General features: G+C 70.5%; 22 protein-coding genes. 12 read left to right on the forward strand and 10 right to left on the reverse strand.

Annotated elements, in window-relative coordinates; translation table 11 throughout:
- Window positions 1-9: 9 nt before the first annotated feature.
- Entirely contained in the window at window positions 10-774 is a 765-nt protein-coding gene (locus tag Q8O14_13740; GenBank protein ID MDP2361788.1) for a methyltransferase domain-containing protein, read from the forward strand.
- 51 nt (window positions 775-825) lie between these two features.
- Here Q8O14_13740 and Q8O14_13745 read toward each other — a convergent pair whose 3' ends face one another.
- The 4 genes from Q8O14_13745 to Q8O14_13760 are packed head-to-tail and all read right to left on the reverse strand — an operon-like array spanning window position 826 to window position 4,226.
- On the reverse strand, window positions 826-1,758 hold the full coding sequence (locus Q8O14_13745; GenBank protein MDP2361789.1) for a tyrosine recombinase: 933 nt from the start codon (window positions 1,756-1,758) through the stop codon (window positions 826-828).
- Between the two features lies 1 nt (window position 1,759).
- The gene (gene recJ / locus Q8O14_13750; protein ID MDP2361790.1) at window positions 1,760-3,400 is read right to left on the reverse strand and encodes a single-stranded-DNA-specific exonuclease RecJ; all 1,641 of its coding nucleotides are present in this window, start codon (window positions 3,398-3,400) and stop codon (window positions 1,760-1,762) included.
- Window positions 3,397-3,960, reverse strand: coding sequence for an NUDIX hydrolase (locus Q8O14_13755; GenBank protein MDP2361791.1), 564 nt, complete (start codon window positions 3,958-3,960; stop codon window positions 3,397-3,399). The genes recJ and Q8O14_13755 overlap by 4 nt, the downstream gene beginning before the upstream one ends.
- On the reverse strand, window positions 3,957-4,226 hold the full coding sequence (locus Q8O14_13760; protein ID MDP2361792.1) for a glutaredoxin domain-containing protein: 270 nt from the start codon (window positions 4,224-4,226) through the stop codon (window positions 3,957-3,959). Before Q8O14_13760 ends, Q8O14_13755 begins: the two co-directional genes overlap by 4 nt.
- A 170-nt stretch (window positions 4,227-4,396) precedes the next feature.
- Here Q8O14_13760 and Q8O14_13765 point away from each other — a divergent pair, with 170 nt between their 5' ends.
- The 9 genes from Q8O14_13765 to Q8O14_13805 all read left to right on the forward strand — a co-directional run bounded on the left by Q8O14_13765 (window position 4,397) and on the right by Q8O14_13805 (window position 11,459).
- A complete protein-coding gene (locus tag Q8O14_13765; GenBank protein ID MDP2361793.1) occupies window positions 4,397-5,011 on the forward strand; it encodes a sigma-70 family RNA polymerase sigma factor in 615 nt (204 codons plus the stop codon).
- Window positions 5,008-5,331: a hypothetical protein gene (locus Q8O14_13770; protein ID MDP2361794.1), complete on the forward strand. Its 324-nt coding sequence runs from the start codon at window positions 5,008-5,010 to the stop codon at window positions 5,329-5,331. Before Q8O14_13765 ends, Q8O14_13770 begins: the two co-directional genes overlap by 4 nt.
- Window positions 5,328-5,843, forward strand: coding sequence for a hypothetical protein (locus Q8O14_13775; protein MDP2361795.1), 516 nt, complete (start codon window positions 5,328-5,330; stop codon window positions 5,841-5,843). The genes Q8O14_13770 and Q8O14_13775 overlap by 4 nt, the downstream gene beginning before the upstream one ends.
- A 506-nt stretch (window positions 5,844-6,349) precedes the next feature.
- Window positions 6,350-7,483, forward strand: coding sequence for a FlgD immunoglobulin-like domain containing protein (locus Q8O14_13780; protein ID MDP2361796.1), 1,134 nt, complete (start codon window positions 6,350-6,352; stop codon window positions 7,481-7,483).
- 136 nt (window positions 7,484-7,619) lie between these two features.
- Window positions 7,620-8,162, forward strand: a complete 543-nt coding sequence (locus Q8O14_13785; protein ID MDP2361797.1) for a phosphatase PAP2 family protein — start codon at window positions 7,620-7,622, stop codon at window positions 8,160-8,162.
- A complete protein-coding gene (locus Q8O14_13790; protein MDP2361798.1) occupies window positions 8,159-9,196 on the forward strand; it encodes a glycosyltransferase family protein in 1,038 nt (345 codons plus the stop codon). The genes Q8O14_13785 and Q8O14_13790 overlap by 4 nt, the downstream gene beginning before the upstream one ends.
- A gap of 42 nt (window positions 9,197-9,238) precedes the next feature.
- The gene (locus Q8O14_13795; protein ID MDP2361799.1) at window positions 9,239-9,802 is read left to right on the forward strand and encodes an MgtC/SapB family protein; all 564 of its coding nucleotides are present in this window, start codon (window positions 9,239-9,241) and stop codon (window positions 9,800-9,802) included.
- Window positions 9,803-9,876: 74 nt separating this feature from the next.
- Window positions 9,877-10,731 carry a protein-disulfide reductase DsbD family protein gene (locus Q8O14_13800; GenBank protein MDP2361800.1) on the forward strand — a complete coding sequence of 285 codons (855 nt, stop codon included), beginning with the start codon at window positions 9,877-9,879 and terminating at the stop codon, window positions 10,729-10,731.
- A gap of 14 nt (window positions 10,732-10,745) precedes the next feature.
- Window positions 10,746-11,459, forward strand: a complete 714-nt coding sequence (locus Q8O14_13805) for a redoxin domain-containing protein (protein MDP2361801.1) — start codon at window positions 10,746-10,748, stop codon at window positions 11,457-11,459.
- 105 nt (window positions 11,460-11,564) lie between these two features.
- Here Q8O14_13805 and nifJ read toward each other — a convergent pair whose 3' ends face one another.
- The 5 genes from nifJ to Q8O14_13830 form a co-directional block, all read right to left on the reverse strand.
- Window positions 11,565-15,119 carry a pyruvate:ferredoxin (flavodoxin) oxidoreductase gene (gene nifJ / locus Q8O14_13810; protein MDP2361802.1) on the reverse strand — a complete coding sequence of 1,185 codons (3,555 nt, stop codon included), beginning with the start codon at window positions 15,117-15,119 and terminating at the stop codon, window positions 11,565-11,567.
- 112 nt (window positions 15,120-15,231) lie between these two features.
- Window positions 15,232-15,660, reverse strand: coding sequence for a DUF2442 domain-containing protein (locus tag Q8O14_13815; protein ID MDP2361803.1), 429 nt, complete (start codon window positions 15,658-15,660; stop codon window positions 15,232-15,234).
- Between the two features lie 124 nt (window positions 15,661-15,784).
- The gene (locus tag Q8O14_13820; GenBank protein MDP2361804.1) at window positions 15,785-16,081 is read right to left on the reverse strand and encodes a HigA family addiction module antitoxin; all 297 of its coding nucleotides are present in this window, start codon (window positions 16,079-16,081) and stop codon (window positions 15,785-15,787) included.
- The gene (locus Q8O14_13825; protein MDP2361805.1) at window positions 16,081-16,362 is read right to left on the reverse strand and encodes a type II toxin-antitoxin system RelE/ParE family toxin; all 282 of its coding nucleotides are present in this window, start codon (window positions 16,360-16,362) and stop codon (window positions 16,081-16,083) included. The genes Q8O14_13820 and Q8O14_13825 overlap by 1 nt, the downstream gene beginning before the upstream one ends.
- Before the next feature lie 206 nt (window positions 16,363-16,568).
- Window positions 16,569-18,095: an aromatic amino acid ammonia-lyase gene (locus Q8O14_13830; GenBank protein ID MDP2361806.1), complete on the reverse strand. Its 1,527-nt coding sequence runs from the start codon at window positions 18,093-18,095 to the stop codon at window positions 16,569-16,571.
- Between the two features lie 316 nt (window positions 18,096-18,411).
- Here Q8O14_13830 and Q8O14_13835 point away from each other — a divergent pair, with 316 nt between their 5' ends.
- Window positions 18,412-20,706, forward strand: a complete 2,295-nt coding sequence (locus Q8O14_13835) for an alpha-amylase family glycosyl hydrolase (protein ID MDP2361807.1) — start codon at window positions 18,412-18,414, stop codon at window positions 20,704-20,706.
- Between the two features lie 203 nt (window positions 20,707-20,909).
- Window positions 20,910-21,785, forward strand: a complete 876-nt coding sequence (locus Q8O14_13840; GenBank protein ID MDP2361808.1) for a T9SS type A sorting domain-containing protein — start codon at window positions 20,910-20,912, stop codon at window positions 21,783-21,785.
- A gap of 89 nt (window positions 21,786-21,874) precedes the next feature.
- Here the strand turns inward: Q8O14_13840 and Q8O14_13845 are convergent, their stop codons facing one another.
- A complete protein-coding gene (locus tag Q8O14_13845) occupies window positions 21,875-26,059 on the reverse strand; it encodes a right-handed parallel beta-helix repeat-containing protein (protein ID MDP2361809.1) in 4,185 nt (1,394 codons plus the stop codon).
- Window positions 26,060-26,107: the final 48 nt, after the last annotated feature.

The raw sequence follows: 26,107 nt of genomic DNA on the forward strand, positions 1-26,107 counted from the left end.
GGAAGGATCATGCGCGACGAGTTGATCGACCAGATGGAGCGCGTGCAGCGGGAGCATTTCTGGTTCCGGGCCCGCGCCGCCATCCTCCACCGCCTGCTGCGGCCCTGGCTGCGGACCGGGTTGCGGGTGCTGGATGCCGGCTGCGGCACCGGCCTGCTGCTGGCCGGGCTGCCGGCGGGATTGCGCCTGGCCGGGCTGGACAGCAGCCCGCGGGCCCTGGCGCATGCCGCCGCCCGCCTGCCCGGGGCCGACCTGCGGCTGGGGGCCCTGCCCGGCCCGCTCCCTTTTCCACCCGGCGGCCAGGACCTCATCCTGCTCACCGACGTGCTGGAGCACATTGCCGACGATGGCGCCGCCCTGGCCGCCCTGGCCGCCCTGCTCGCCCCCGGCGGCCGCCTCCTGCTCACCGTTCCCGCCCACCCCGCCCTCTGGACGCGCCATGACGAGGAGCACGGCCACCAGCGCCGCTACACGCGCCGGACCCTGCGCCGGGTCATCGACCAGGCCGGCCTGCGTGTGGAGCGGCTCACCGGCTTCAACTGCCTCCTCCTCCCCGCCGTCCTGGCCGTGCGCCTGCTCAAGCGCCTGACCGGCCGCGACGGGGACGACATGGAGCCCCCCCCCGCGCCGCTCAACGCACTCCTGCAATGGATCTTCGCCCTGGAGCGCTTCTGGCTGCCCCATGCCGGCTTTCCCGCCGGCGTGTCGCTCCTGGCCATCGCCCGGCGTCCGGATCCGTCCAGCGCGCTCCCTGCCACGCCGCGTCGGCCCTGATTTTGCTCCGCCCCGCATGCCTCGCGGCACGGGGCGTGATGCAGGATTGGATCAGCCCCGGGGATGGTGCGCCCGGTACTGGGCCTTGAGGAACTCGCGATCCACATGGGTGTAGATCTGCGTCGTGGCGATGTCGGCGTGGCCCAGCATCTCCTGCACGGCGCGCAGACTGGCTCCGCCCTCGAGCAGATGGGTGGCGAAACTGTGGCGCAGGCTGTGGGGATGGAAGTCCCCGCTCAGGCCGGTGGCCGCCAGGCGCTTCTGCAGGATCTTCCAGAAGCCCATGCGCGTCAGGGGTCCGCCCAGGTGGTTGAGGAAGACCCGCCAGGCGCCCTGCCGCCCCCGCTCGGCGCTGCGCGAGCGGGCGGCGAGGAAGGCGCGCGCCTCCCCCAGATAGTGGCGCAGGGCCAGCCAGCCCGGGTCGCCCAGGGGCACCACCCGCTCCTTGGCCCCCTTGCCGAAAATGCGGAGCAGGCCCTCCTCGGGCAGCATGTGCTGGTAGCCCAGGCCGCACAGCTCGCTGACCCGCAGGCCGGCGCCGTAGGCCACCTCGAGCAGGGCCTGGTCGCGCGCCGCCAGCCGCTCCTGCAAGCCGCCCGCCTTGACCGCGGGCGGCGTGAGCAGGCGCTCCATCTCGGGACGGGCGAGGGTGCGGGGCAGGCTGCGCACCAGGCGGGGCGTCTCCAACAGGCGGGCGGGGTCGCTGCCGCGCAGGTCCTCGGCCGTCAGCCAGGCGTGGAAACCGCGCAGCACGCTGACGGCGCGGGACTGGCTGCGCACGGAGAGGCCCAGTTCGGCGACCAGGGCCAGATAGCGCTCAAGACCGCGGATGTCCACGTCCAGGGGGCTTCGATCCTGCAATTCGAGCGCCTCGAAGTAGCGGAGCAGATCGTGCTCGTAGGCGGAGAGGGTGTTCTCGGACAGGCCGCGCTCGAAGCGGCAATGGTCCAGATAGCGACGCAGCAGGCGGCCGGTCTCCACCATCTCAATCCCCCTCGATGAGGGGAGGCCGGGCAGGTCGCAGGGCCTCGATCACCAGCTGCAGCTCCGTGCGCCCGTTCCAGCTGTTGACCTGGGGCGCAAAGGCGAGGTCCACCTCCTGGCCGACCTGGTAGGAGGCGGCCGCCGCCCCCTGGCTCCACCACACCGCCTCCAGCCGGCGCCCCTCGGCCTGCACCCAGCACTTGAGATGCTTGCCGCCGCCGATCTCGAAGAAGCGCTCGACGCGGGCCTGGAAGATGCCCAGGCGCGGCCGCGGGTTGCCGGCCCCGCAAGGTTCCAGCGCCTGCAGGCGGACCGGCAGGGTGAGGTCCAGCTCAGCCGCCGCCACGGCGCTGTCGATGACGAGGGAGGGCGCCGGGATCCCGCTCCACGCCTCGGCCACGTCCTGGCCCAGCCCTTCAATGAAGGCGGGGAGCTGCTCCTCGCGGATGCTGAGGCCGGCCGCCTCGGCATGGCCCCCATAGCTTTCCAGCAGGTGGGCGTGGCGGGCGATCGCCTCCGTGATGTGGAGACCGGGCACGCTGCGGGCGCTGCCCTTGACCAGACCCGTGCCCAGCACGCGGCTCATGACGAGGACGGGCCGTTCCGTGCTTTGACACAGGCGGCCGGCGATGAGGCCGATCACCCCCAGGTGCCAATCCCGCCCCACGAAGATGAGGATGGCGGGCAGCTCGGCGCTTTCCCGCAGCACCTGTTCAGCCTGGCGCACCGCCTCGTCCTGGACGCGGCGGCGCTCCTGGTTGAGGGTGTCCAGCCGCTCGGCCAGGGTGCGCGCCTCTCCCGCCTCCGTCGCCTCCAACAGGCGCCAGGCGAGGTCGGCCTCGGCCAGGCGGCCGGCGCAGTTGATGCGCGGGCCCAGCTGCCAGCCCAGGGTGCGGGCGTCGACGCCCTCCCGCGTGGCGCCGGGCAGGGCGAGCAGGGCGGCCAGGCCCGGGCGCCCGCCCTGGCGGATCCGCGCCAGTCCCTCCCGCACCAGCAGGCGGTTCTCGCCCTTGAGGGTGGCCAGATCGGCCACGGTGCCCAGGGCCACCAGATCCAGGCCCTCCTCCAGGCCGGGCCAGTCCAGGGCGGCCAGCAGCTTCCAGGCCACGCCCACGGCCGCCAGGCTCTTGAAGGGATAGGGGCAGTCGGCGCGGCGCGGATTGAGCACGGCGACGGCGGGCGGCAGCTCCGCGGGACAGTGGTGGTGGTCGACCACGATGACGTCCAGGCCGGAGCGGGCGGCCAGGGCCAGGGCCTCGTGGGCCGAGGAGCCGTTGTCCGCGGTGATGAGCAGCTTGGCGCCGGCGGCGATGATCTCCTCCACCTGGGAGCCCTGCAGGCCGTAGCCCTCTCCCACCCGGTGGGGCAGGCGCACGGCGACGCGGGCGCCCAGGTCGGCCAGGCCCTGGCGCAGCAGGGTGGCCGCGGTGACGCCGTCGGCGTCATAGTCGCCGAACACGAGGATGCGCTCGCGCTGGTCGATGGCCCGGCGCAGGCGGCCCACCGCGTCGGCCATGCCGGCCATGAGGAAGGGGTCGTGTCGCTGCTCGAGGGCTGGATCAAGCCCGCGGCTGCGGGCGATCCGCCCGGCCACGTCCCCCTCCGACCAGGGTCCGCTGCGCACGACCCAGGGCCGCGTCATGGGGCCTTTGTCCGGTCCAGCCGGGCGAAGAGCCAGTACAGGGCGACCAGGGTCTTGCCGTCTTCGATCTCCCCCCGCTCCACCATGCCGCGCAGCTCGGGCAGGGCCAGCTCGCGCACCTCCAGGAACTCGCCCTGATCCAGCCGCCGCTGGCCGCTCGTCAGCTCCTCCGTGTAAAGGACATGGATGACCTCGTTGGAGTAGCCAATGCAGGGCAAGAGGGTGAGGGCAGCCTCCAGTTGGCCTGCCCGCCAGCCGGTCTCCTCCTCCAGCTCGCGGCGGCCGCAGGCCTCCACCGCTTCGCCGGGATCGAGCTTGCCCGCCGGCAGCTCCCACAGGATGCGCCCCACCGGGTGGCGGTACTGCCGCACCAGCACGACGCGGTCCTCCTCCCGCCGGTGCGCGATCACGGCCACGGCGCCCGGGTGGCGGATCCACTCCCGCAAGCCCTGGCGGCCGTCGGGCAGGAGCACCGTGTCCTCATGGACCTGGAGCAGCTTGCCGTCCAGCAGCCGTCGGCTGGCCAGGACGGTTTCGCGCAACCGGTCCTCGGCCGTCATCGGGGACCCGTTCCGCACAGGCCGCGCTCGGCCAGCCAGACGCGCAGGGCGGGCGGATCCAGGGGATAGGCCTTGTGGAAGGCGCCTTCCCATTTGAGATAGGGGATGCCGCGCTTGCCGGTGGCGGCCACCAGCTCGGCGGCGGCGGCGGGGTCGGCGTCGATGTCGACCTCCTCCCAGCCGACGGCCTCGGCGGCCAGGAAGCGTTTGAGGACCCGGCAGTCCCCGCACCAGGAGGTGCTGTACATTTGCAGGCGGGACAACATGCTCTCCTCGTCTAGTCCAGCGGGAAGGTAGCGAAGCGGACTCCGTCGGAGGCGTCCGCGAAAGCCTGGAATGACCCGCGAGCCACGGCCGTCCAAGCGCCGTGACACCCGAGGCCGGCATCATCGAGCGGAGCCGTCCGCCGTCGTGACATTCAACACGGGTTCCAGCCATGAGCCAATCCCAGCCGGCCGTCCCGCCCCGCCCCGCCGAGGAATGGCTGGCCATGGCCCGCGCCGGCGACGAAGAGGCCTTCCGCCGGCTGGTGGAAGCCCACGAGGGGAGGGTGGCGGCCGTGGTGCTGGGCATGCTGGGCGAGGACGAGGCCGAGGACGTGGCCCAGGAGGTTTTCATCCGCTGCCACCGGTCCCTGGACCAGTTCCGGGGCGAGGCCCAGCTTTCCACCTGGCTGACCCGCATCGCCATCAACTTGTGTCTGGACCGCCTGCGGGCCCGCAAACGCTGGCACCTGCGTTTTCTCCACCTGGACACCGAGGAGGGGCGGGCAAGGGAACCGGCGCTGGACGGCGAGGCGGCGCTGGATGCCCGCGAACGCGGGCGGCTGGTGCGGCGGGCCGTGCACCGCCTGAAGCCGGAGTGGCGGGCCGTGGTGGTCCTGCGCTGGTTGCAGGGCCTGTCCACGGAGGAGACGGCCCAGCAGCTGGGCATTCCCTACGGCACGGTCCTCTCCAGGCTGTCCCGCGCCATGGAGGCCCTGCGGCGGGAGCTGGGGCCCTTGCTGGACCGGGGAGAGGGACGAAGACCTGCGCAGGAGGAGCGACCATGACAAGCAAGCACGACGAGACGGGCGGACTGGAGCGCCTGGTGGCGGAGAGCGCGATCCATTCCTTTCGCCCGGGCTTCGCCGGTCGCGTCTTGGCCCGCCTGGAGGCCGAGCGGCGGACCGCCGCCGAGGTGAACCCCTTCTGGCAGTGGACCTGGCGCCTCTTTCCCGCCGCCGGCACCGCCCTCTTCCTGTTGGCGGCCGGCCTCGCCGCCTGGAACCTGGCGGCCCAGCCCGAGGGCGTCTGGCTGGACCGCCTGCTCAACCTGCCCGCCGAAACACTGGAGAACGGCCTGGTGGCTCAACTGGAGGACTGGTCATGAACCCGCGCACGCGCAGCCTGGCCGCCCTGGCCTTGACCCTGATCATCGGCCTGATCCTGGGTCTGCTCCTGGGTGGACGGCTGGCCGCCCGCCGCTTCGACCGCCTGGCGGCCATGGCCTACCCGCCCCACCTGATGACCCTGCTGCATGAATCGCTTGAGCTGGACGCGGGCCAGCAGAACTTCGTCGATTCATTGCTTGAGGCGCAGGCCGGACTGATGAGTGAGCGCATGCGGGAGCATCGCCGCTACCTGCGCGGACAGGTGGACAGCCTGCTGTCGGCCCTGCGTCCCCATTTGTCGGAGGAGCAGTGGGCGCGCTTGCAGGATCAGCTGGCCAAGCCGCCCCGGCGCGGGCGTCCCGGCTGGGGAAGGCCGGGTGGCGGCCCGCCCGACGGGCTTGGTCCGGATGGACCAGGACGACGACGCCACTGGAGACAACAGGCCGGACGCGACATCCCGCCCGACAGCCTGGACGTCCCGCCGCCCCCACCGCCCGGGGATCGGCCATGAGACAATGCGCCACAGGGGGCGCCATCCTGCGCCGGACAGGCCTGCTTCTCGCCTGCGCGTGGTGGGCGGCCGGCTGCCGCACGACACTGGAGGCATCCCGCCTCGCCGCGGCGCCGCGCGTTTTCTGCCCCTGGCCGGCGCCGCCTCCCCGCGCTTGGCGGCGGGCGGGTCCATGGATGATTGGTTCCTGGAGTTGGAGCGGCCGACCAGGCAGTGGGCCGGGCTACAGGATGAGCGCGGCCGTCGGGGCGTCAGCGAGGTGGCAGCTCCAGGGGTCGGGGACCGGCTGCCCGCCCGGGTGGTTGGGGCGACGGCCCAGGTCCAAGTGGTGAATCTGGTGGCCCGCGAGGCCGTGACGCGCGCGGCACGTCCCCGAGCGGTTCCGCCGCTTCCGGCAGCGCGGAGCTGGATGGCCTGCCCCTGCGCCTGACCGTGCGTCCGCGACCCTGACGGAATCGGTCTGCCCGGAGCGCCGTCAGACGGGCACAAAACACAAGGAGAAGGACATGCTGCACACGACGACCTCCGGCCTGCTGCGCTTGTCGCTGTTGGCCGCCCTGCTGGCCGCGACTCAGGCGCCGGCCACCACCTGGCAGGAGCTGGATTCCCATCAGAAGAGTGAGCTGCGACTCATGCAGGCGCGCCACCTGGATGAGGGAACGGACGCGGTGCAAGCCCGGGCCGAGCGCGACGAATTGCTGCGCTCCTGGGGCCTGGCCGCGCCGGCGGCGGGCCAAGGCCTGGGACGGGGCCAGGGAGCCCGCGGCTTTTGCCAGGATCTGTCGCAGGAGCAGCGTCAGCAGCTCTGGCAGTTGCGCCAGCGCCTGGAGAGCGAGGGGGCCGGACCCGCCGCCATGCGTGCCGAGCACGACAAGCTGCTGCGTTCCTGGGGCCTGGAGCCGCCGGCGGCCGGCCGGGGCCGGGGTCCGGGTGCCTGTGGTGTGGGGATGGACCTGACGAAGGAGCAGCGCCAGCAGCTCTGGCAACTGCGCCAGCGGCTGGAGAGCGAGGGGGCCGAACCCGCCGCCATTCGCACCGAGCACGACCAGCTGTTGCGCTCCTGGGGCCTTGAGCCGCCCGTCGCCGGGCCAAGTCGGGGCCGGGGTCCGGGTGCCTGTGGTGTGGGGATGGATCTGACGAAGGAGCAGCGCCAGCAGCTCTGGCAACTGCGCCAGCGGCTGGAGAGCGAAGGCGCCGAGCCGGAGGCCATCCGCGCCGAGCACGACAAGCTGCTTCGTTCCTGGGGCGTCACGCCGCCCGCCCGTGGCGGGCGCGGCCCCTGCGGCAAGGGCCTGGGCGGCGGCGGCACGCCTTCCCTGGAGACGGGCGAGGGAGCCGCCAGCCCCACGGCCGCCGGCACGGTGGGACACCTGCTGCGCGGCAACCATCCCAATCCATTCAACCCTGAGACCGTCATCCGCTTCGCCCTGTCCGAGGCCGGCCCCGTCAAGCTGCAGATCCACGACGTGGAGGGGCGCCTGGTGCGCACCCTGGTGGACGGACCGCAGGCCGCCGGCGAGCATCAGGCGGTGTGGAAAGGCGACGGGGAGGATGGCCGCCCGGTGGCGAGCGGCACCTACTTCCACCGCCTGGAGACGGGTGGCCGCTTGGAGACGGGACGCATGACCCTCCTCCGGTGATTCCGCCACCGCATGGATTCTGCCTGTCCAAGGGGCCGGCGGCAGGGGCCGCTCGGCCCCGCCTCATGAGATCCTGACCCTCCCTTCATCCGATCCCAATCATGGGCCGTCACTTTCGTCGCCGAAAGGAGGCTCCGTGAGCAACTGGCGCGACACGCTCATCATCCTGGACCTGGGCGGCTGCCGGCAGGCGGCCCGCTGGCACGGTCGCCGCCGCCTGGTGCGCATCCTCCGGCGCATCAGTTTCACGGCGGATGGCTGGCTCTATCCCATCCTGCCTCTCGCCTTGCTCTCGCAGGGTTCCCGGCCGGCCTTGCGCCTGCTGGTCGAGCTGGCCCTCGGCTTCGCCCTGCTTGTGCCCTCCTTCAAGGCGGCCAAGCACGGCGTGAAACGGCTGCGGCCGGGCGACGGGCCCTGGGGACTGCAGCAGCTGGTCGTGCCGGGAGACGCCTTCAGTTTCCCCTCCGGCCACACCTCCTCCGCCTTCCTGGCCGCCACCCTGCTCTCCGCCCTGGTGCCCGCCCTGGCCCTGCCCCTCTTCACCTGGGCCATGCTCGTGGCCCTTAGCCGCGTGGTGCTCGGTGTACACTACCCATCGGACGTGCTGGCCGGCGCCGCCCTGGGGCTGGGCTGCGCCGTGGCGGCGCGCCTGTTCGCCACCACCATCCTGCCCGCGTGAGGATCCTCTACGGCATCCAGGGCACGGGCAACGGCCATCTCAGCCGCTCCCGCGAGATCATTCGCGAGCTGGTGGCCTGCGGCCATGATCTGGCTGTGATCGTCTCCGGACGTGCGGGCGGATCGCTTCCGGATCTGGGCCTGAGGTCGCCACCCAGGATGTGCCGTGGCCTCACCTTCTCCACCAAAGCCGGCCGGATCCGCCTGCTGGCCTCCGCCGCCGGCCTGCGCCCCCTTCAGTTGGCGCGGGATCTGCGCTCCCTGGACGATGTGCTGCCGCAGCCGGACCTGGTCATCTCGGATTTCGAGCCGGTCAGCGCCTGGTGGGCCAGGCGGCGCGGCGTGCGCAGCCTGGGCATCGGCCACCAGTACGCCTTTGTCCACCCCGTGCCCCTGCCCCCCGGCCATTGGGGGGGACGCCAGGTCCTGCGACATTTCGCCCCGGTCGACGTGCCCCTGGGTCTGCACTGGGATCCCTTCGGCCACCCCCTGCTGCCCCCCGTGGTGCCGGAGATGGCTCCGGCGGGAGCGCCGGAGCCGGATCTGATCCTCGTCTACCTGCCCTTCGAGTCCCGACAGGCCATCGCCGCCTGCCTGGCCCCGCTGCGGGAGTGGCGCTTTCTCATCTACGGCCACCCGGCCGGCCTCCCGGATCAGAGCGGTCCCGACCACCTGGCCTGGCGCCCCTTCTCCCGGGAGGATTTCCTGGCCGATCTGCGCCGCTGCGCGGGGGTGATCTGCAGCGCCGGCTTCGAACTGCCCAGCGAGGTCATCCACCTGGGCCGCCGCCTCCTCGTCAAGCCCCTGGCCGGCCAGCTGGAACAGCTGGCCAACGCCATGGCCATCGAACAACTGGGTCTGGGCGAAGTCATGCGAAGCCTGGACAGTCGACAGGTCGACGAATGGATGGCGCGTCCCGCGCCGCCGGCACGACGCTGGCCCCATGTGGCGCGGCACATCGCCCGCTGGGTGACGGAGAGCGACCGGTGCCAGCCGGCCGAACTGGCCCGCGAGTGCTGGCGCGAGACCGGCTGAGCCACGCCCTTTGCCATATTGCGGCCCAATCAGGAGGCCGCCATGATCGATTCCCTCGTCTACATGCCGCTGTTCTGGAAGACCGTGGCCTTCTCCGTGCTGACGGGCGGCTTGATGGGCCTGGAGCGGCAGCTGCGCGGCAAGCCGGCCGGCATCCGCACCAGCGTGCTCATCTGCCTGGGCACGACCGTCTTCGTCTTCCTCTCCCACCAGCTGGGCGGCCCTGGCACCGATCCAACGCGCGTCCTGGGCCAGGTGGTGACAGGTATCGGCTTCCTGGGGGGCGGTGTCATGCTCATCCGCGAAGGCATCGTCTACGGCGTCACCACCGCCGCCGTCATCTGGATGCTGGCCGCGGTGGGTTCCATGATCGGCCTGGGCTACTTCGGCGCCGCCTTCGCCTTGGCCTTGGTGCAGGTGGCGGTGCTGGTGGGGGTGGAGATCTTCGAGGCCCGCGTTCCCTGGTTCCGCCGGGGCGTGCACGCCGTTTACCACAAGATCACCATCCAGGAGCACGAGGATGCCGAGCAGGTGCGCGAGCGCCTGCGCGAGGAAGCCTTGCGCCGTTCCAAGGATGAGTCCTCCGGCCGTCGACGCAACGATTGATCCATCCCCCGGCTTGCCACCCCGCCCGCCTCTCGCGATCTTCTTTGGCAAGACAAACTTTTGAGGGCCCCTTCATGCGCCTGGTTCGGGGAGTCCTGCTCGCCGCTGCCCTCCTGGCAGTGGCCTGGCCGGTCGGACCGGCGGGATCCGCCCGCGCCGCCGCCGGCCCGGTGGCTCTTGGCCTGCACGCCGCCACGACCGGCGTCGCCCCGGGCGGCACGACGACCTTGCTCGTGCACTTCCGCCTGGAGCGTGGCTGGCACCTCTATTGGATCAATCCGGGGGATTCCGGCCTGCCCCCCGACCTGCGCTGGAGCCTGCCCGCGGGTTGGCGGGCGGGGCCACCCACCTGGCCGGTGCCGCAGTTGAAGGAATCGGAGGCGGGACGCAGCCTGGCCCACGAGGAGGAGCTGCTGCTGGCCGTGCCGCTGACGGCGCCGGCCGACGCCCGGCCGGGCGAAGAGGTCGAAATCCGGCTGTCAGCCGACTGGCTGGCCTGCCGCGAGGCCTGTGTGCCTGGGGAGGGCAGAGCCACCCTACGCCTGGCCGTGGGGGAGCGGCCGAAAGCCGACCGCCGCGGCGCCCGCTTGTGGAAGCGCCTCCAGCGCAGCCTGCCCCTTCCCGCGCCGTCGGGCGAGTGGTGGGCCGTGCTGGACTCGGACTCCCTTTGTTTGACCGGACCTGCCGCCGGCCTGCCCGCCCGCGTCCGCCTGCTGCCTGAGGTGCCGGGATGGCTGGACGAGACGGGCGGCGCCTGGAGCATCGGCTCGATCAATGCCCAGTGGCGCCAAGCCCGGGCCGACTTCGGCGAAGCGCCGCCGGACACCCTGCGCGCCCTGCTGGTGGACCTGGAGCGCCCGCGCCGCGCCTGGCGCCTCGTCCTGCCGCTGGAGCAATCCCCGGCTTCCGTCGACAAGCAAGACCCATAGAAAGGAACACGATCATGCGCACCTGTCAACCACGCTCCTGGGGCCCCCGGCACCTGCTGGCCTCCCTGCTGCTGCTGGGCAGCCTCGCAACCATCTCCGCTGGAGCTGCCGAGACGGCGCCACTGGCCGCCATCCCCGCCGCGCCCGAGGCGCCGGCCTCGCCCATCGCGCCGGAGGCGCCCGCCTCCCCCACCTTGGGCGTGGCGGCCCCGAACTTCAGCCTGGTCGACCTGGACGGCAAGCGGCACAGCCTCACGGATTTCCGCGGCCGGACGCTGGTGCTGGAATGGATCAACCTGGACTGTCCCTTTGTCAAGAACCACTACGACAGCACGGGCAACCTGCCCGCCCTGCAGCGCAAGGCGCGCGAGGAGGGGACGGCCTGGTTGACCATCTGCAGCTCGGCGCCGGGCAAGCAGGGCCATTTCGACGAGAAGATCCTGCGTCAGCGCCTGGCAGCCAATGGCTGGGCGGCCGACGCCTACCTGGTCGACGCCGATGGCGCCGTGGGCAGGCGCTACGCCGCCAAGACGACGCCCCACCTCTTCGTCATCGACGCGGCGGGCCGATTGCTCTACGACGGGGCCATCGACAGCGAGCCGGGCACCCGCCCGGAGTCCATCGCCAAGGCGCGCAACCACGTGGCGCCCATCCTCCAGGCCCTGCAGGCCGAGGAGGAGGTGGAGCCGCGACGCACCAAGCCCTATGGCTGCAGCGTCAAGTACTGAGCCGCGGCCGATCGCCCGGTCAACCGACGCATCGTTCCCAGGGACGCGGAAGCCCCCCGGCCGCGGCCGGGGGGGCTTCGTGCGCAGTTCTTGCGGTGAGGCGGGCTAGGAGGCCGGACCCGCCAGTCGCTTGTAGAGCTCCCAGCGCTCCGCCACCTCGCCCTGGCCCTGCTTGAGCAGCATTTTGGCGCGCTCGGGCATGGCCTTGGCCAGCATCTTGTAGCGGGTCTCGGTGTAGGTGTAGTCCTGCAGGGGGATGCTGGGTTCCTTGCTGTCCAGCTGCAGGGGGTTCTCCCCGGCCAGGGTGCGGCGCGGGTCGAAGCGGTAGAGCAGCCAATGGCCGGACTTGACCGCCAGGTCCTGCTGCTCCAGGCCCCGCTCCATGGCGATGCCGTGGGCGATGCAGTGGCTGTAGGCGATGATGAGCGAGGGGCCGGGATAGGCCTCCGCCTCCAGGATCGCCTTGAGCGTGTGCTGGTCCTTGGAGCCCATCGCCACCTGGGCCACGTAGACGTTGCCGTAGCTCATGACCATGAGTCCCAGGTCCTTCTTCCTTGCCGGCTTGCCCGCCGCGGCGAACTTGGCCACGGATCCGGTGGGCGTGGACTTGGAGGCCTGGCCGCCCGTGTTGCTGTAGACCTCGGTGTCCAGCACCATCACGTTGACGTTGGCGCCCGAGGCCAGCACGTGGTCCAGACCGCCGTAACCGATGTCGTAGGCCCAGCCGTCGCCGCCCATGATCCACACGCTGCGCTTGACGAGGCTGCCCGCCACCTGGGCCAGATGACGGCTCTCCCAGTCCTTCCGTCCCTCCAGCTTCTTGTGCAGGGCGGCGACACGCTCGCGCTGGGCGGCGATGCCCGCCTCATCCTCCTGGACGGCCTCGAGCAGGTCCGTCACCAGCTGGGCGCCGATCACCTCGCGCAGGCGCACGAGCAGCTCGCGGGCGAATTCGGCCTGCTTGTCGACGGCCAGGCGGAAGCCGAAGCCGAACTCGGCGTTGTCCTCGAAGAGGCTGTTGGACCAGGCCGGCCCGCGCCCGGCGCGATCCACACTCCAGGGCGTGGTGGGCAGGTTGCCGCCATAGATGGAGGAGCAGCCCGTGGCGTTGGCCACCAGCATGCGGTCGCCGAAGAGCTGGCTGACCAGCTTGACATAGGGCGTCTCGCCGCAGCCCGAGCAAGCGCCGCTGAACTCGAAGAGGGGCTGCAGGAGCTGGCTGCCCTTGATCGAGTCCACCTTGACCTGGCTGCGGTCCACCTCGGGCAGGTGGAAGAAGAAGTCCCAGTTGGCCGCCTCCTGCTTGCGCACGGGCGGCTGGGCGATCATGTTGAGGGCCTTGCGGCTGGTGTCGGACTTGTTCTTGGCCGGGCAGTAGACGACGCACAGCTCGCAGCCCGTGCAGTCCTCGGGGGCCACCTGGATGGTGTAGGCCGTGCCCTCCGGCCAGTCCTTGCCCTTGACCGGCGTGTGCTTGAAAGTGGCCGGCGCGCCCTCGAGCAGGGCCGGCTCGTAGACCTTGATGCGAATGGCGGCGTGGGGGCAGGCCAGGGCGCATTTGCCGCACTGGATGCAGCAGGAGGGGTCCCACTCCGGAATCTCGAGGGCGATGTTGCGCTTCTCGTAGCGGGCGCTGGAAAGGGGCCAGGTGCCGTCCACCGGCATCTCGCTCACGCGGACCTCGTCGCCCAGGCCGGCCACGATCTTGGCGATGGTCTCCTGGACGAAGGCGGGGGCGTCCACCGTGACGGGCGGCGTCATGGTGATCGTGCTCGTCACTTCGGCGGGCACGGTCACCTCGTGGAGGTCGGCCAGGGAGCCGTCGATCGCATCATAGTTTTTCTGCACCACGGCGTCGCCCTTGGCGCCGTAGGTCTTCTTCACCGTCTCCTTGATGCGCATGATCGCCTCCTCGCGCGGCAGCACGCCGCTGATGGCGAAGAAGCAGGTCTGCATCACGGTGTTGATGCGCTGGCCCATCCCGGTGGCGGCGGCGACCTTGTAGGCGTCCGTCACGAAGAAGCGGATCTTCTTCTCCACCAAATGGTTCTGGATGTGGCGGGGCAGATGCTGCCACACCTCGTCGGGCCCGAAGGAGCTGTTGAGCAGGAAGGTGGCGCCGGGCATGGCCGACTTCAGCACGTCGTACTTCTCCAGGAAAAAGAACTGGTGGCAGCCGATGAACTGGGCGCGGTCCACCAGATAGCTGCCGCGGATGGGATTCTTGCCGAAGCGCAGGTGGCTGATCGTCATGGAGCCCGATTTCTTGGAGTCGTAGACAAAGTAGCCCTGGGCGTGGTTGTCCGTCTCCTCGCCGATGATCTTGATCGTGTTCTTGTTGGCGCCCACCGTGCCGTCGGCGCCCAGGCCGTAGAACATGGCGCGGAAGACGCCCTCGTCCTCGGCGCTCCACTCCTTGTCCCACTCCAGGCTGGTGTGGCAGACGTCGTCGTGGATGCCCACCGTGAAATGGTTCTTGGGCTTGGCCAGGGCGGCGTTGTCGAACACGGCCTTGACCATGGCCGGCGTGAACTCCTTGCTCGAAAGACCGTAACGACCACCGACGATGCGCGGCATGGCGGCGAAGGGGGCGAAGCCCTCGCTCAGGCCTTCCTGCAGGGCGGTGATGACATCCTGGTAGAGGGGCTCGCCGGCGCCGCCCGGCTCCTTGGTGCGGTCCAGCACGGCGATGCGCTGCACCGTGGTCGGCAGGGCCTTGACGAAGAGTTCCACGGCGAAGGGCCGGTACATGCGGACGTAGACGAGGCCCGTCTTGCGCCCCTCGCGGTTCAGCTTGTCCACCGCCTCCTGGACGGCGCCCACGCCGCTGCCCATGATGACCAGCACATCCTCCGCCGTGGGGTCGCCATAGTACTCGAAGGCATGGTAGCGGCGGCCGGTGAGCTGGGCGAAGTGGATGAAGACCTCCTCCATGTGGTTCGGGAAGGCGAGATAGAAGGGGTTGACCGTCTCGCGCCCTTGGAAGTAGACGTCCGGATTCTGCGCCGTGCCGCGCAGCACGGGGCTGTCCGGGTTGAGGGCGCGGGCGCGGTGGGCGAAGATCCACTCGTCCTCGATCATGGACCGCATCGTCTCGTCCTCGATCAGCTCGATCTTGGCCACCTCATGGCTGGTGCGGAAACCGTCGAAGAAGTGAAGGACCGGGATGCGGCTCTTGAGGGTGACGGCCTGGCTGCAGAGCGCCATGTCCATCACCTCCTGCACGCTGCCGGCGGCAAGCATGGCCCAGCCCGTCTGCCGCACGGCCATCACGTCGCTGTGGTCGCCGAAAATGGACAGGGCCTGCGCCGCGATGCTGCGCGCGCTGACATGGAAGACCGTGCTGGTCAGCTCCCCGGCGATCTTGTACATGTTGGGGATCATGAGGAGCAGGCCCTGGGAGGCGGTGAAGGTCGTCGTCAGGGCGCCCGTCTGCAGCGCGCCGTGGCAGGCGCCGCTGGCCCCGCCCTCGCTTTGCAGCTCCACCACCTTGGGCACCGTGCCCCAGATGTTGGGCCGGTTCTCGCTGGACCACTGGTCCGCCCACTCGCCCATGTTGGAAGAGGGGGTGATGGGGTAGATGGCACAGATCTCGTTGGTTCTGTGCGCCACGTATGCGGCGGCTTCGTTGCCGTCGATGGTGACCATGAGCTTGGCCATGGAGGCTCCTTCCGATTAACAACATCTCCCTGTCCGGCAACAAGTTTGCCAGGCACCCTTGGAAAGATGTCCATACAAAGTGAACCAATGTAGCAAGCCGGGCGGGGATTCGTCACAGGATTAACAGGAGGACTCGGTCCGAGCAGGGAGAAAACAGTCCGCGGATCGAGCCGCGCGGGCGCCAGCCAAGGGACGATGAAGGCGGACCTGGCCGGGATGCGTGATCGACGGCGACCGCGGCTCGGGACAACCCGGCCGCATCCCCGCCCGGCCCTTCAGCGACCATGGAACGGGCCTTGGCCAACCAGGGACAGGCATCGGGATGGCGGATGGAGTCCAGACCGAGATCCACGTCCAGCGCGGGCCAGCGCACGTGGTCCGGCGCGGGGCGGGTTGGCTCTGTCAGCTCTTGGATGGTGGCGGAGCGAAACCAGGGAAAGGAGTCAAAGGCGGACAGGTGTTCCTCGCCGTCCACCAGCAGCCAGAGTCCCCAGGCGCACACAGGGGTGACTTCAACCGCCGAAATGGCGGATCCCGGCATCCTTGATCTCCCCTGCATGGGCCTCCACAACCACCCGGGCGGCTTGCAGGACGTGGGTGGACAATCCGGCGTGCGCCGCCAATTCAAGCGAAGGACACCCCGTGCACTCCTTGGCATGGCCTCATCAGGCCGACGCCAGCCGCCGGACGACCAAGCCCCGCCTGTACTGCCGAACCCACCATAGATCGTACTGGGCCTGCTGCTGCAGCCAGCTCTCCGCCGTGGTGCCAAAGGCCAGGGAGAGGCGGATCGCCATTTCAGGACTGATCCCGGCGCGGCCGTTGAGGATGGCCGAAAGGGTCTTGCGGCTCACGCCCAGGGCCTCGGCCGTCGTCGTGACGGAAAGGTCCAGTGGCTCCAGGCACAACTCCCTCAGAATCTCCCCCGGGTGGGGCGGTTGGTGCATGCCCTTGACAGCCATCAGTGATAGTCCTCCAGATCGACATCCGTGGGCACACCATCCTCGAAGCGGAAGGTCAAGCGCCAGTTTCCGCTGACGCGAACAGCCCAGGTGGTGTGGCGATCCCCCTTGAGGGTATGCAAGCCCAGCCCCGGCAAGGCCATGTCCCGCACCTCCTGCGCCACGTTCAATCGGCCCATGATCAAGCGCAACCGACCCGCGTGCCGCACCTGGATGCCCCGCGTCGAGCCTGTGTGGAAGAAGATTTCCAGTCCTTTGTGCTTGAACCGCGCAATGGCCACGTGAAGTGTAACGTTCCTGGTTACAACGAACAAGTGGAGAGCATCCGGCGGGAAGCAGGCACAGGACCCCGATCCGGGCAAGGGCAGGACGGCGGCGGCGCGCGATTTCCGCCTTGGCTGCCGGCGGATTGGACAAGCTCGGGGGCCCCCACCCGGTAAAAGCCGCGGGTGTCTGGGATCCAGTTGCGCCGGCCGATGGCCGCGCCTCAACCCGCCAGGGAACCCACCTTCTCTTCCACCTCGCGCAGCAGTTCGCCGGAGGCCACCAGCGCGGCCATGGCGTTGTGGTCCACGTGGAGGGGGCGGTCGATGTCCAGGTGCGTCACATGGCGGCGGATGACCTCCCGCGCCTTGTCCACGCCGGCGCCGGGCTGGTGCTCGCGGAAGTCCAGCGCCTGGGCGGCGGCCATCAACTCGATGCCCACCACGGCGCGCGCGTTCTCGAGGATCTGCAGGTTCTTCAGGGCCGTGTTCATGCCCATGCTGACGAAGTCCTCCTGGTCGGCGGCGGCGGGGATGGACATGGTGCTGGCCGGCTGGCTGAGGATGCGCTGCTCGACGATGAGCATGTCCGCCGTGTACTGGCTCAGCATCATGCCACTGAACATGCCGGCCCCCTTGGTGAGAAAGGCGGGCAGGCCCACGCTGAGGGCCGGGTTGAGCAGGCGGTTGAGGCGGCGCTCGCTGAGCACGCTCACCATCGTCACCGCCGTGCCGGCGCTGTCCATGGGCAGGCTGACGGGGCTGCCCTGGAAATTGGCGCCGGTCAGGGTGAGGTTCTCGGCGGGGAGGAAGATGGGGTTGTCGCCCACGCCGGCCAGCTCGATCTCCACCTGCTGGCGCGCCCAGCGCAGGGCGTCGTGAGCGGCGCCGATGACCTGGGGCGTGGAGCGCATGCTGTAGGCGTCCTGCACCTTGGTCTTGACTCTGCCCGTGATGAGATCGCTGCCCGCCAGGCAGGCGCGGATGGCGCGGGCGCTGCGCACGGCGCCGGGAAAGCCGCGCAGCTCGTGCAGGCGCGTGTCGTAGGGCTTGAGGTTGGCGAGGAGGGCCTCCAGGCTCATGGCCGCGGCGATCTCGGCTTGGCGCAGGAGGCGGTCGAAATCGACCAGGGTGAGGGCGCTCATGGCGGTGAGCAGGTTGCTGCCGTTGATCGCCGCCAGGCCGTCCCTCGCCTGCAGGCCGGGGACGGGAATGCCCGCCTTCTCCAGCGCCCGGGCGCCGGGCAGGCGCTCGTCCTGGTAGAAGGCCTCGCCCTCCCCCATCAGCAGCAGCGCGATCTGGCTCATGGGGGCGAGGTCGCCGCAAGCGCCCACGCTGCCCTTGTTGCAGACGACGGGGGTGACGCCCCGGTTGAGCATCTGGATGAGGGTGTCGGTGATCTCCGGCCGGCAGCCGCTGTTGCCGTGGGCGTGGACGTTGACGCGGGCCAGCATGGCGCCGCGCACCTGCTCCACGGGCACGGGCGTGCCGATGCCGGCGCTGTGGTTGTAGATGAGGTAGCGCTGGAAATCGCGCACTTGGTCGTCGGAAAGCACCACCTCGGAGAACTCGCCGATGCCCGTGTTGACCCCGTACATGATCTCGCGGGCGACGATCTTCCTCTCCAGCATGGCACGGCAGGCGATGATGCGCTCGCGGGCAGCCGGGCTCAGCTCCACCGGCTCGCCGCCGCGGGCGACGCGCTCCAGATCCTCGATGCTCAGGCGGCCTCCGTCGATCAAAAGTGGCATGGATCTCTCCGAGTGGTTGGGTGCAGCCGCCCGTGGGGCGGAGGCGCGGGACACCCGTTCTTAAGGGGTCCACCGCGCGGCAGGGGCAAGGTAGGGTTTTGGAGTGCGGCGGCTTGCCGCCGCTCTGGCAAGCGGGAGCAAGCTCCCGCACTCCAAGGCAGCGTAGTGGTGGGGTGCAGCCGCCCGTGGGGCGGAGGCGCGGGACACCCGATCCTAAGGGGTCCACCGCCCGGCCTTGTTTTGGGGGAAGGAGCTGGCGCTTGCTACGTTGGGCGCGACTCTTCGTGCGCACCACCATGTTCCCCGGGAGATCGCCATGTCCCCTGCCGCGCGCTTGCGCTTTCATCCAGCCTGGATCGTGTTGCTGGCCCAGTTGGTCGCGGGACCCGCCCCGGCCAAGGACGACGCCACCCCCATCCTGACGCTCAATCCGGGCGATACGGTGCGTCACGCCGGCCCCGAGCTGGCCGTCGGCACGAGGCTCCCCTGGATGGTGGCGGCTCCGCCGCCCGGCCTGGCCCTCTCCGCCCAGCCCGGAGTCCTGGAGATCACCGCCCGCCAGGCCCTGCCCTGGCGCGTGGTGGAGACGACGGGGGGCGACCTGCTGGTCCGCACGCGGGACGGCCAACCCGTCGAGGTGGGCTACCAAGGGAAGCCGGGACTGGCCGTGTCCGTGGCCGGCAACTTCAACGACTGGAACGCGGGGAGCCATCCCCTGACCGAGACGGCGCCGGGCCGCTACCGGACGACCCTTGCCGTGCCGCCCGGCGAGCTGATCTACCTCATCAAGGTGGGCGACCTCTACCGGCGCGACCCGGCCAACCCCGACAGTGTGCCCAACGGCTTCGGCAGCTGGAACAGCCGCCGGCTGGTGGAGGATGCCCAGGGGCCGCCCCCCCGCCTGCATCGGCTGGGCTGGGAGGCGATCCGCCAGGGCCGCGAGCTGCGCTTCCTGGTGGAAGGGGCGGATCCGGATTTCAGCTGGGCCGCCCTCCACGGCAACCGGGCGGTGCCGGCCGACTCCGTCAGCCGGCGCGGGGACACCCTGGTGGTGCGCATCGCGGACAAAGCCCGCTCCGGGCCGGACCGCCTGCGCCTGGGAGTCTCGCGCGGCACCAGCCGCTCGCTCCTGCAGACGGTCTTCTTCGAGCAGGAGGACATCTGGCAGGACGCCGTCGTCTACTCCCTCATGCCGGACCGCTTCCGCAACGGCGATCCCGCCAACGACCGGCCGGTCTCCCACCCCGAGCTGCTGCCTCCCGCCAACTGGCAGGGGGGGGATCTGGCCGGCCTCCTCGCCACGCTGCGGGAGGGCTACTTCGAGCGCCTGGGCATCACCACGCTCTGGATCTTCCCCCTCAACCAAAGCACGGACAAAGCCTGGCGGGAGTATCCGGAGCCCCACCGCTGGTACACGGGCTACCACGGCTACTGGCCGGTCCATCCCACCGCCATCGAGCCGCGCTTCGGGACGGAGGAGCTCTTCCGCGACGTGACGGCGGAGGCCCGCCGGCGCGGCCTGCGCATCCTGCTCGACCTGGTGGCCAACCACGTGCACGAGGAGCATCCCTGGGTGCGCGAGCATCCCGACTGGTTCGGCACCCTCGAGCTGCCCGACGGGCGGCGCAACCTGCGCATCTGGGACGAGCACCGGCTCACCACCTGGTTCGAGCCCTACATGCCGGACATCGACTACTCGGCCAGCCCGGAGGCGGTGGCGGCCATGTGCGAGGCCGCCCTGGACTGGGTCAAGCGCTACGGCCTGGACGGCTTCCGCCACGACGCCGTCAAGCATGTCCCGCGCGAGTTCTGGCAGGAGCTGACGACGCGCCTCAAGGCGGACAGCAGCCTGGCCCACCCGCTCTTCCAGATCGGCGAGACCTTCGGCTCCGACGAGCTGATCCTCTCCTACGTCGGCCCCGACGTCCTGGACGCCCAGTTCAACTTCAACCTCTTCCATCCGGCGAGGGAGATCTTCCTCGATCCCGCGCGATCCTTCGCCGAACTGGCCCGCATCCTGGAGCGGAACCTGAGCAGCTACGGCCCCAACAGCCTGATGGGCAACCTGATGGACAGCCACGACAAGGCCCGCTACGCGGGCTACGCCGATGGCGACCTGCCCCTCTCCGGCGCCAACCTGCAGGAGCTGGGCTGGACCAACCCGCCCCGCATCGACCATCCCGAGACCTATGACAAGGTGCGGCTCTACTTGACCTGGCTGCTCACCCTGCCCGGCGTCCCCTTCCTCTACTATGGGGACGAGATCGCCATGACCGGGGCCGAGGATCCCGACAACCGGCGCATGATGCGCTTTGGCGACGAGCTGGATGAGCGGGAGCGCCGCCAGTGGGAGCGCACGGCGAAGCTGGTCCACCTGCGCCGGGAGCGCCCCGAGCTGCGGCGCGGCGACCTCCACGTCCTGCATGCCGACCAGGACCTGCTCGTCTACCTGCGCAGCGCCGAGGACGCCCGGGGCCGCCCCAGCCGCAGCCTGGTGGCCCTGAACAAGAGTGGCGAGCCCCGCCGGCAGGAGCTGGTCCTGCCCCTGGGCCTGGGGCCGCGCATGGTGTCGCTGGGACCCTGGGAAGGGCGCGTCATCCCCCTGCCCTAGCAATCTTTCGGACTTGGCCGCTTGGCGGTCTTCATCGGCCGGCCGCACCCGGCCATGTCCGCGGTGTTCAAATCCGGGCGGGCGGTCTGTCCAGGAATGGGCGGAGATGGTCCAATCCCCATTGTCGGACAACCACTTTCCCTTGGCACTCTCCTTGCGGGTTCCGGCCTCGGCAAAATCACACACCCTTCTTGGAGACCATCATGAACCTCTTGTGCCGTGCAGGTGCCGGGCTCTGTCTTATGGCCTGCCTCATCACATCCGCCGGGGCGACGTGGGACTTCCCCGGCGACATCCGTCCCGCCCACACCCCGGTGGGCCGCAACTATGGCTGGTTCACGGACGCGGGGGATGTCCTGCTCAACGGCGCCGGGGACAAGGCCTGGGTCTGGAAGGACGTGGAGCTGGACCACCCGGTCGTGGGCACCCTCTTCATTGGCGTGGACGACGGTCTTCTCCTCTGGGTGAACGGCCAACTGGCCCTGGATGCCCAGTGGGCGGCCCAGGCGGTCGGCTTCTGGAACTACGCGGTGGACCTCAGCCCCTACCTCCGGCACGGCCGCAACCGCCTGGCCATCGAAGTCTTCAACGTGTGCCATGGAGGGTCGGGCGACGGCGGACTGGACTTCCAACTGGAGGTGGATGGCGTGACCGTGCTGCCTGGTGGCTACTGGAATCCCCTGCATCCGGCCAATGAGCTGTGGTACACGGGCGGACCGTGCAGCTTCCTGCCGCCGGTGGATGCCCGGGGCCTGGACTATGCCCACGCCGACTACGGTTGGGTGGATCAGGTGGTGGAGGCGCGGGAGGCCGCCGCTGCCTTCTCCCTGGCTCCCGCCTGGCCCAATCCCTTCAATCCCGCCACCACCCTGGCCTTCACCCTGACGGAGACCACCGAGCTGCGCCTGGCCGTCTTCGACGTGGCCGGCCGCGAGGTGGCGCTGCTGGCCAGCGGCCTGAGGGAGCGGGGCGGGCACCGGGTCGGGTTCGACGCGGCGGGCCTGTCCGGCGGCCTCTACTTCGCCCGCCTGGAGGTCCAGGGCCAGACGACGACGCAGAAGCTGCTGCTGGTCAAATGAGGGTTCCCCGGTCTGGGGCATGACAGTTCAAGGAAGAGGCGGCCTCGCGGCCGCCTCTTCCTGTTCCAGGTTCAATCGCAAGAAGCGCTTCATTCGATCAACATCACCTTGAGAGTGGCGGCCTGGCCGCCCTGCTCCAGCCGCAGCAGGTAAAGGCCGCTCGCCCAGCCGCGGGGCTCCAGGCGCAGGGTGTGGACCCCCGCCGGCCGCGTCTCGTCCACCAGCAGGGCCACTCGCTGGCCGAGCAGGTTGAAGAGGGACAAGCGGACCGGAGCCGGCCGCGGCAGGGTGTAGTGGATGAGGCTGGCCCCGTTGAAGGGATTGGGCGCCGCCGCCAGACCCAGCGCCACCGGACGCAGCGCCGGCGCGGGCAGCGGGCTCTCGTCGCAGAGGCCCGTCAAGGCGCCCATCCAGCCGCAGGCACTCTGCCCGGGACGGCAGGGAGATGCCGCACGCAGGGTGAAGTCGCCCTCGTCAGGCGCGCAGAAGAGCGGATCCGCCTCCAGATTGCCGGCCTGCCCCCATTGCCCGGCGAAGGGCGGATCCCAGTTGCCGTGGGCGTTGCCCCACAGGTCACTGCAGGCCACGGTGAAGCGGTCGTCGGCATTGGACACGGCGCGACCGCCCCGGGCCCCGGCCACGATGGAGTGCTCCAGGATGGCGGCGGGGGCGCCGATGGCCGCTTCCAGCGAGAGCACGCCGCCCGTGTCCGCCGTGGAATCCACCGCCATCGTGCAGAAGGAAATCCGGGGACTGCTGCGGTCCAGGATGGCCGCCCCGTCCTCGCCGGCGCGGTTGCCGTGGAAGAGACACCCCTCATAGCGGCTCCCTTCGCTGGCGGCCCAGGGCGCGTTCCAAACGGCCCCGCCCGCCCCCGACGCCCGGTTGCCCCGGAAGAGGCAGTCCCGCACCAAGGCGAAGCCACTCAAGGCCAGGGCGCCGCCCAGGGCGGCCTCGTTGTCCTGGAAGACGCACAGCTCCACCGGCTGGCCGTCCAGGTTCCACCAGGCGCCGCCCGTCCCCGCCCGGTTCCCGACAAAGGAGCTGCTCCGGGCACGCAGGCCCACGCCGCCCAGGGCGCCGCCCTCGCCCGCCTCATTGCCGGCGAAGAAACAACTGTCCAGCAGTACGAGGGGCGTCGTGCCGCCGCGGGCCACGGCTCCGCCCGTCTGCTCGGCCGTGTTGTCCTGGAAGCGGCAGCGGCGGATCGTGACCACCGCGGCGTTGTTGTCCACGGGCGTGATGAGCAGGCCTCCGCCCGATGTGGACGATCCTTGGCGCAACTCCAAATCCTGCAGCAGCGCGGGCTGCGCGCCGGCGGCCAGTGTCAGCACGCGCCCCTGCCCTTGGGCGTCGATGACGGCGATGCCTCCCTCCCCCATGAGCGAGACGCCGGCCGGCAGGTTCAGGCCATGTTCCAGGTAGTGGTCGGGCAAGGCCAGCACCAGGGTTCCGCTGGTGGCCTGGTCGAAGGCCGCGCCCAGGGTGGGCTGGTCGGCGGGCACGCGGATGACCTGGGCCGCCACTTCCACCGGCGGCAGCCAGGCCTCCGCCCAGCCCGCGGCGTTGGCGACCTGGAGACCCGCCCGGAAGATGCCGGGGGTCTGGTAGCTGTGGGTCAGGGTCGGCTCCTGCCCATCCACCAGACCGTCCCCGTCGGCGTCCCAGCGCCAAGTGGCCACGCCGCCCAGGGTCCGCGCGTTCAGGGTGCGCACAAGAGGAAAGGGACCGGCCACCGTGACGGCCTCCAGCGCCAGGATGCTGGGCCGGCCCACGTCGCAGCCCAGGCCCAGGGCGCCCATGTGGTCCTGGCCCAGGCTGTCCAGCCAGCAGGGCGAGGTGGCGGCCAGGTGGAAGTCGCCGGCGCCGTAGTCGCAAAAGTGCGGGTCGGCGTCCAGGTTGCCGTCCTGTTCCAGCAAGGGGGCCAGCGGCCCGACCCAGTCGCCCAGGACGCCGGCGTGGATGGTGGTGCGGGCGACGGCCAGCTCGGTGGGCGGGTTGGCGCCAAGCAGAGGGACGCGCGAGGCCGCCACGATGCAGCGGTCCAGCTCCAATCGCTGCACACGGCGGACCAGGACGTTGGTGGAGGGTGGCGCCGGCCCGCAATCCACCAGGGTGCAGTTGTGCGCCCGGAGAATGCCCCGGTTGCTGCCTCCGGAGCCGGTGGCCAGGTTCCCGCATCGCACCAGAAGACAGGCCTCCAACAGCAGTTCCTCCTCGGCGCAGCTGTTCGTTGCCACCCGCTCGCAGTCCTGCAGGCGGCAGCGGGTCAGGCGGATGGTGCTGCAGTCATCCGTTTCCACATAGGAGAGGCTGTCCAGGTCGCAGTCCTCCAGGATGAGGGTGCTGCCACCCAGGGCAGCGCCCCGCGCCAGGCGGCAGCCGGCCAGCTCCAGTCGGCCCTCCCCACACCTCACCATGGGGCTGTATGTCTGGGTCTCCCGCCGCAACTCCAGCCCTTCCACCCGCGAGGGCAAGGCCTGGTAAGAGGATTGGACCAGTGGCATGTAGTTGTTGATGGAGCGCAGGCGGGCCCCCCGCGGGTGGGCGGCGCGCAGGGTGACGCCGCCGGGCATGTCCAGGCTCGCCGGCAGCCAATAATCTCCGTCGGCCAGCTCCACCACATCGCCGGGCAGGGCGGCGGCCAGGGCCGCGGCGGGGGTGGCGTGATCCTCGGGCACGCGCAGCAGGCGGCCGCCCACGCGCAGCGCCTCCGCCCGGCGCAGCTGGCGCGTGCCCTGGGGACCCGTGGCACTGAGGGTCACGGGCCAAGCCCCGAAGTCGGTAAAGACCGTCTCCACCTCCTGGCCCCAGGCCTCCGGCACGCCGTCGTCGTCCAGGTCCCAGGCCCAGGCATCGGCGTCCCCGCCCGCCCAGGCCCGCAGCCGCACCGACAAGGGCGCCACGCCATAGGTCGGGTCCGCGCTGAACCAGGCCAGGGGGGCGGGGGCCTCGTCCACGGGAGGGAGGGCTCCGGCCAGGACGCCGCAGGCATTGTGCTCGGGCCGGGCCGGCGAGCCCAGGGCCGGCCGGAAATCCTCCAGCATGGGATCGCGCAGGCGCGGATCCCCCCGCCAGTTGCCCGCCACGCTCTCAAATGGTTCCAGCAAGCCGCTCCAATCCAGGTCGAGATCGGTCTTCAAGCCAAGGTTGCCATAGAGGCCGGTGCAAGACACGGCCAGGACCGGAGGCGTCCCCCAGATGCCGCGGGCCACCTCACCCGTGCGGTTCCCCAGCAACAGGCTGCGGGCCAAGCTCAGGTAGGACTGCGCGGCCAGCAGCGAGCGAGCGCTCTCGTTGAAGCAGATGGTGCTTGCCTCCAGCTCCAGGCGCCGGGTGGCGGCGATGAGGCCGCTGGTGGTGGGACTCAGGCTGCGATTGCCCGCCAGCAGGACTCCGCCCAGGCGCAGGGTGTCTCCATACACCAGGCTCCCGGTGGCTTGGTTGCGCAGCAGACGGCCGCCCTCCAGGCGCAGGCGGCCGCTGATCAGGGCTTGGACCTGGTTGTCGGCCAGCTCGCAGTCCACCAGACGCCGCATGCCGTTGCCCAGGTTGAGCAGGGTGGAGGCGGTGGTGTTGCCCATGAAGCGGCACTGCTCGAAGAGGTGGACCCCGCTGCCGGCGATGGCGACCAGGGGGATGCTGTTCCCATCGAACTGGCAGTCCAGGGCCGTCAGGATGGCTCCGCCCGTCGTGTACACAGCGCTGGAGCCGTGGTGGTGGTCTGTCACCCGACACCCCAGCAGGATCAGCTCCCCGTCGTTGCGGATGGCGCTGCCCGTGCTGTTGGTGGATGAGGCGCCGCTGAAGACGCAATCCCTCAGCACGGCCCGGGTGGACGCACCCGCATAGAGGCCTCCGCCTGAGAAGGTTGATCCACACTGCTCGAAGCGGCAGCCCTGCACACGGACCCCCACGCAATTGTTCAACAACAGGCCGCCGCCCGCGCTGGTGCCCACACCGTTCCGCAGCACCAGGCCCTGGACCAGCGTGCCCGGTCCGCGGCCGCTGAGGGTGAGGATGCGCTGCCCGCCGCCGTTCAGCACGGTGTTCAGGGCCTCCGGCTCTTCGCCCATCAAAGTGATGTCGCGCAGGAGGGTCAGGCCGGAGACGGAGTAGACGCCGGGAGCCACCACCACGCTGTCGCCGTCCTGGGCCTGATTCAGCGCCGAGGACAGGGTGGGCACCTGCGAGGGCACGCGCAGGGTGGCGGCGGAGAGGGCGCCGGCCCAGGCCAGCCCCAGAAACAGCGCGGACGGGATGAGGCGCTTCATGGCGAGACTCCTGGTTGGGGTGGCATGCCACATCATGGCCGGCATGGA

It is taken from the genome of bacterium (genome assembly GCA_030685015.1).
GTDB lineage: Bacteria > CAIWAD01 > CAIWAD01 > CAIWAD01 > CAIWAD01 > CAIWAD01.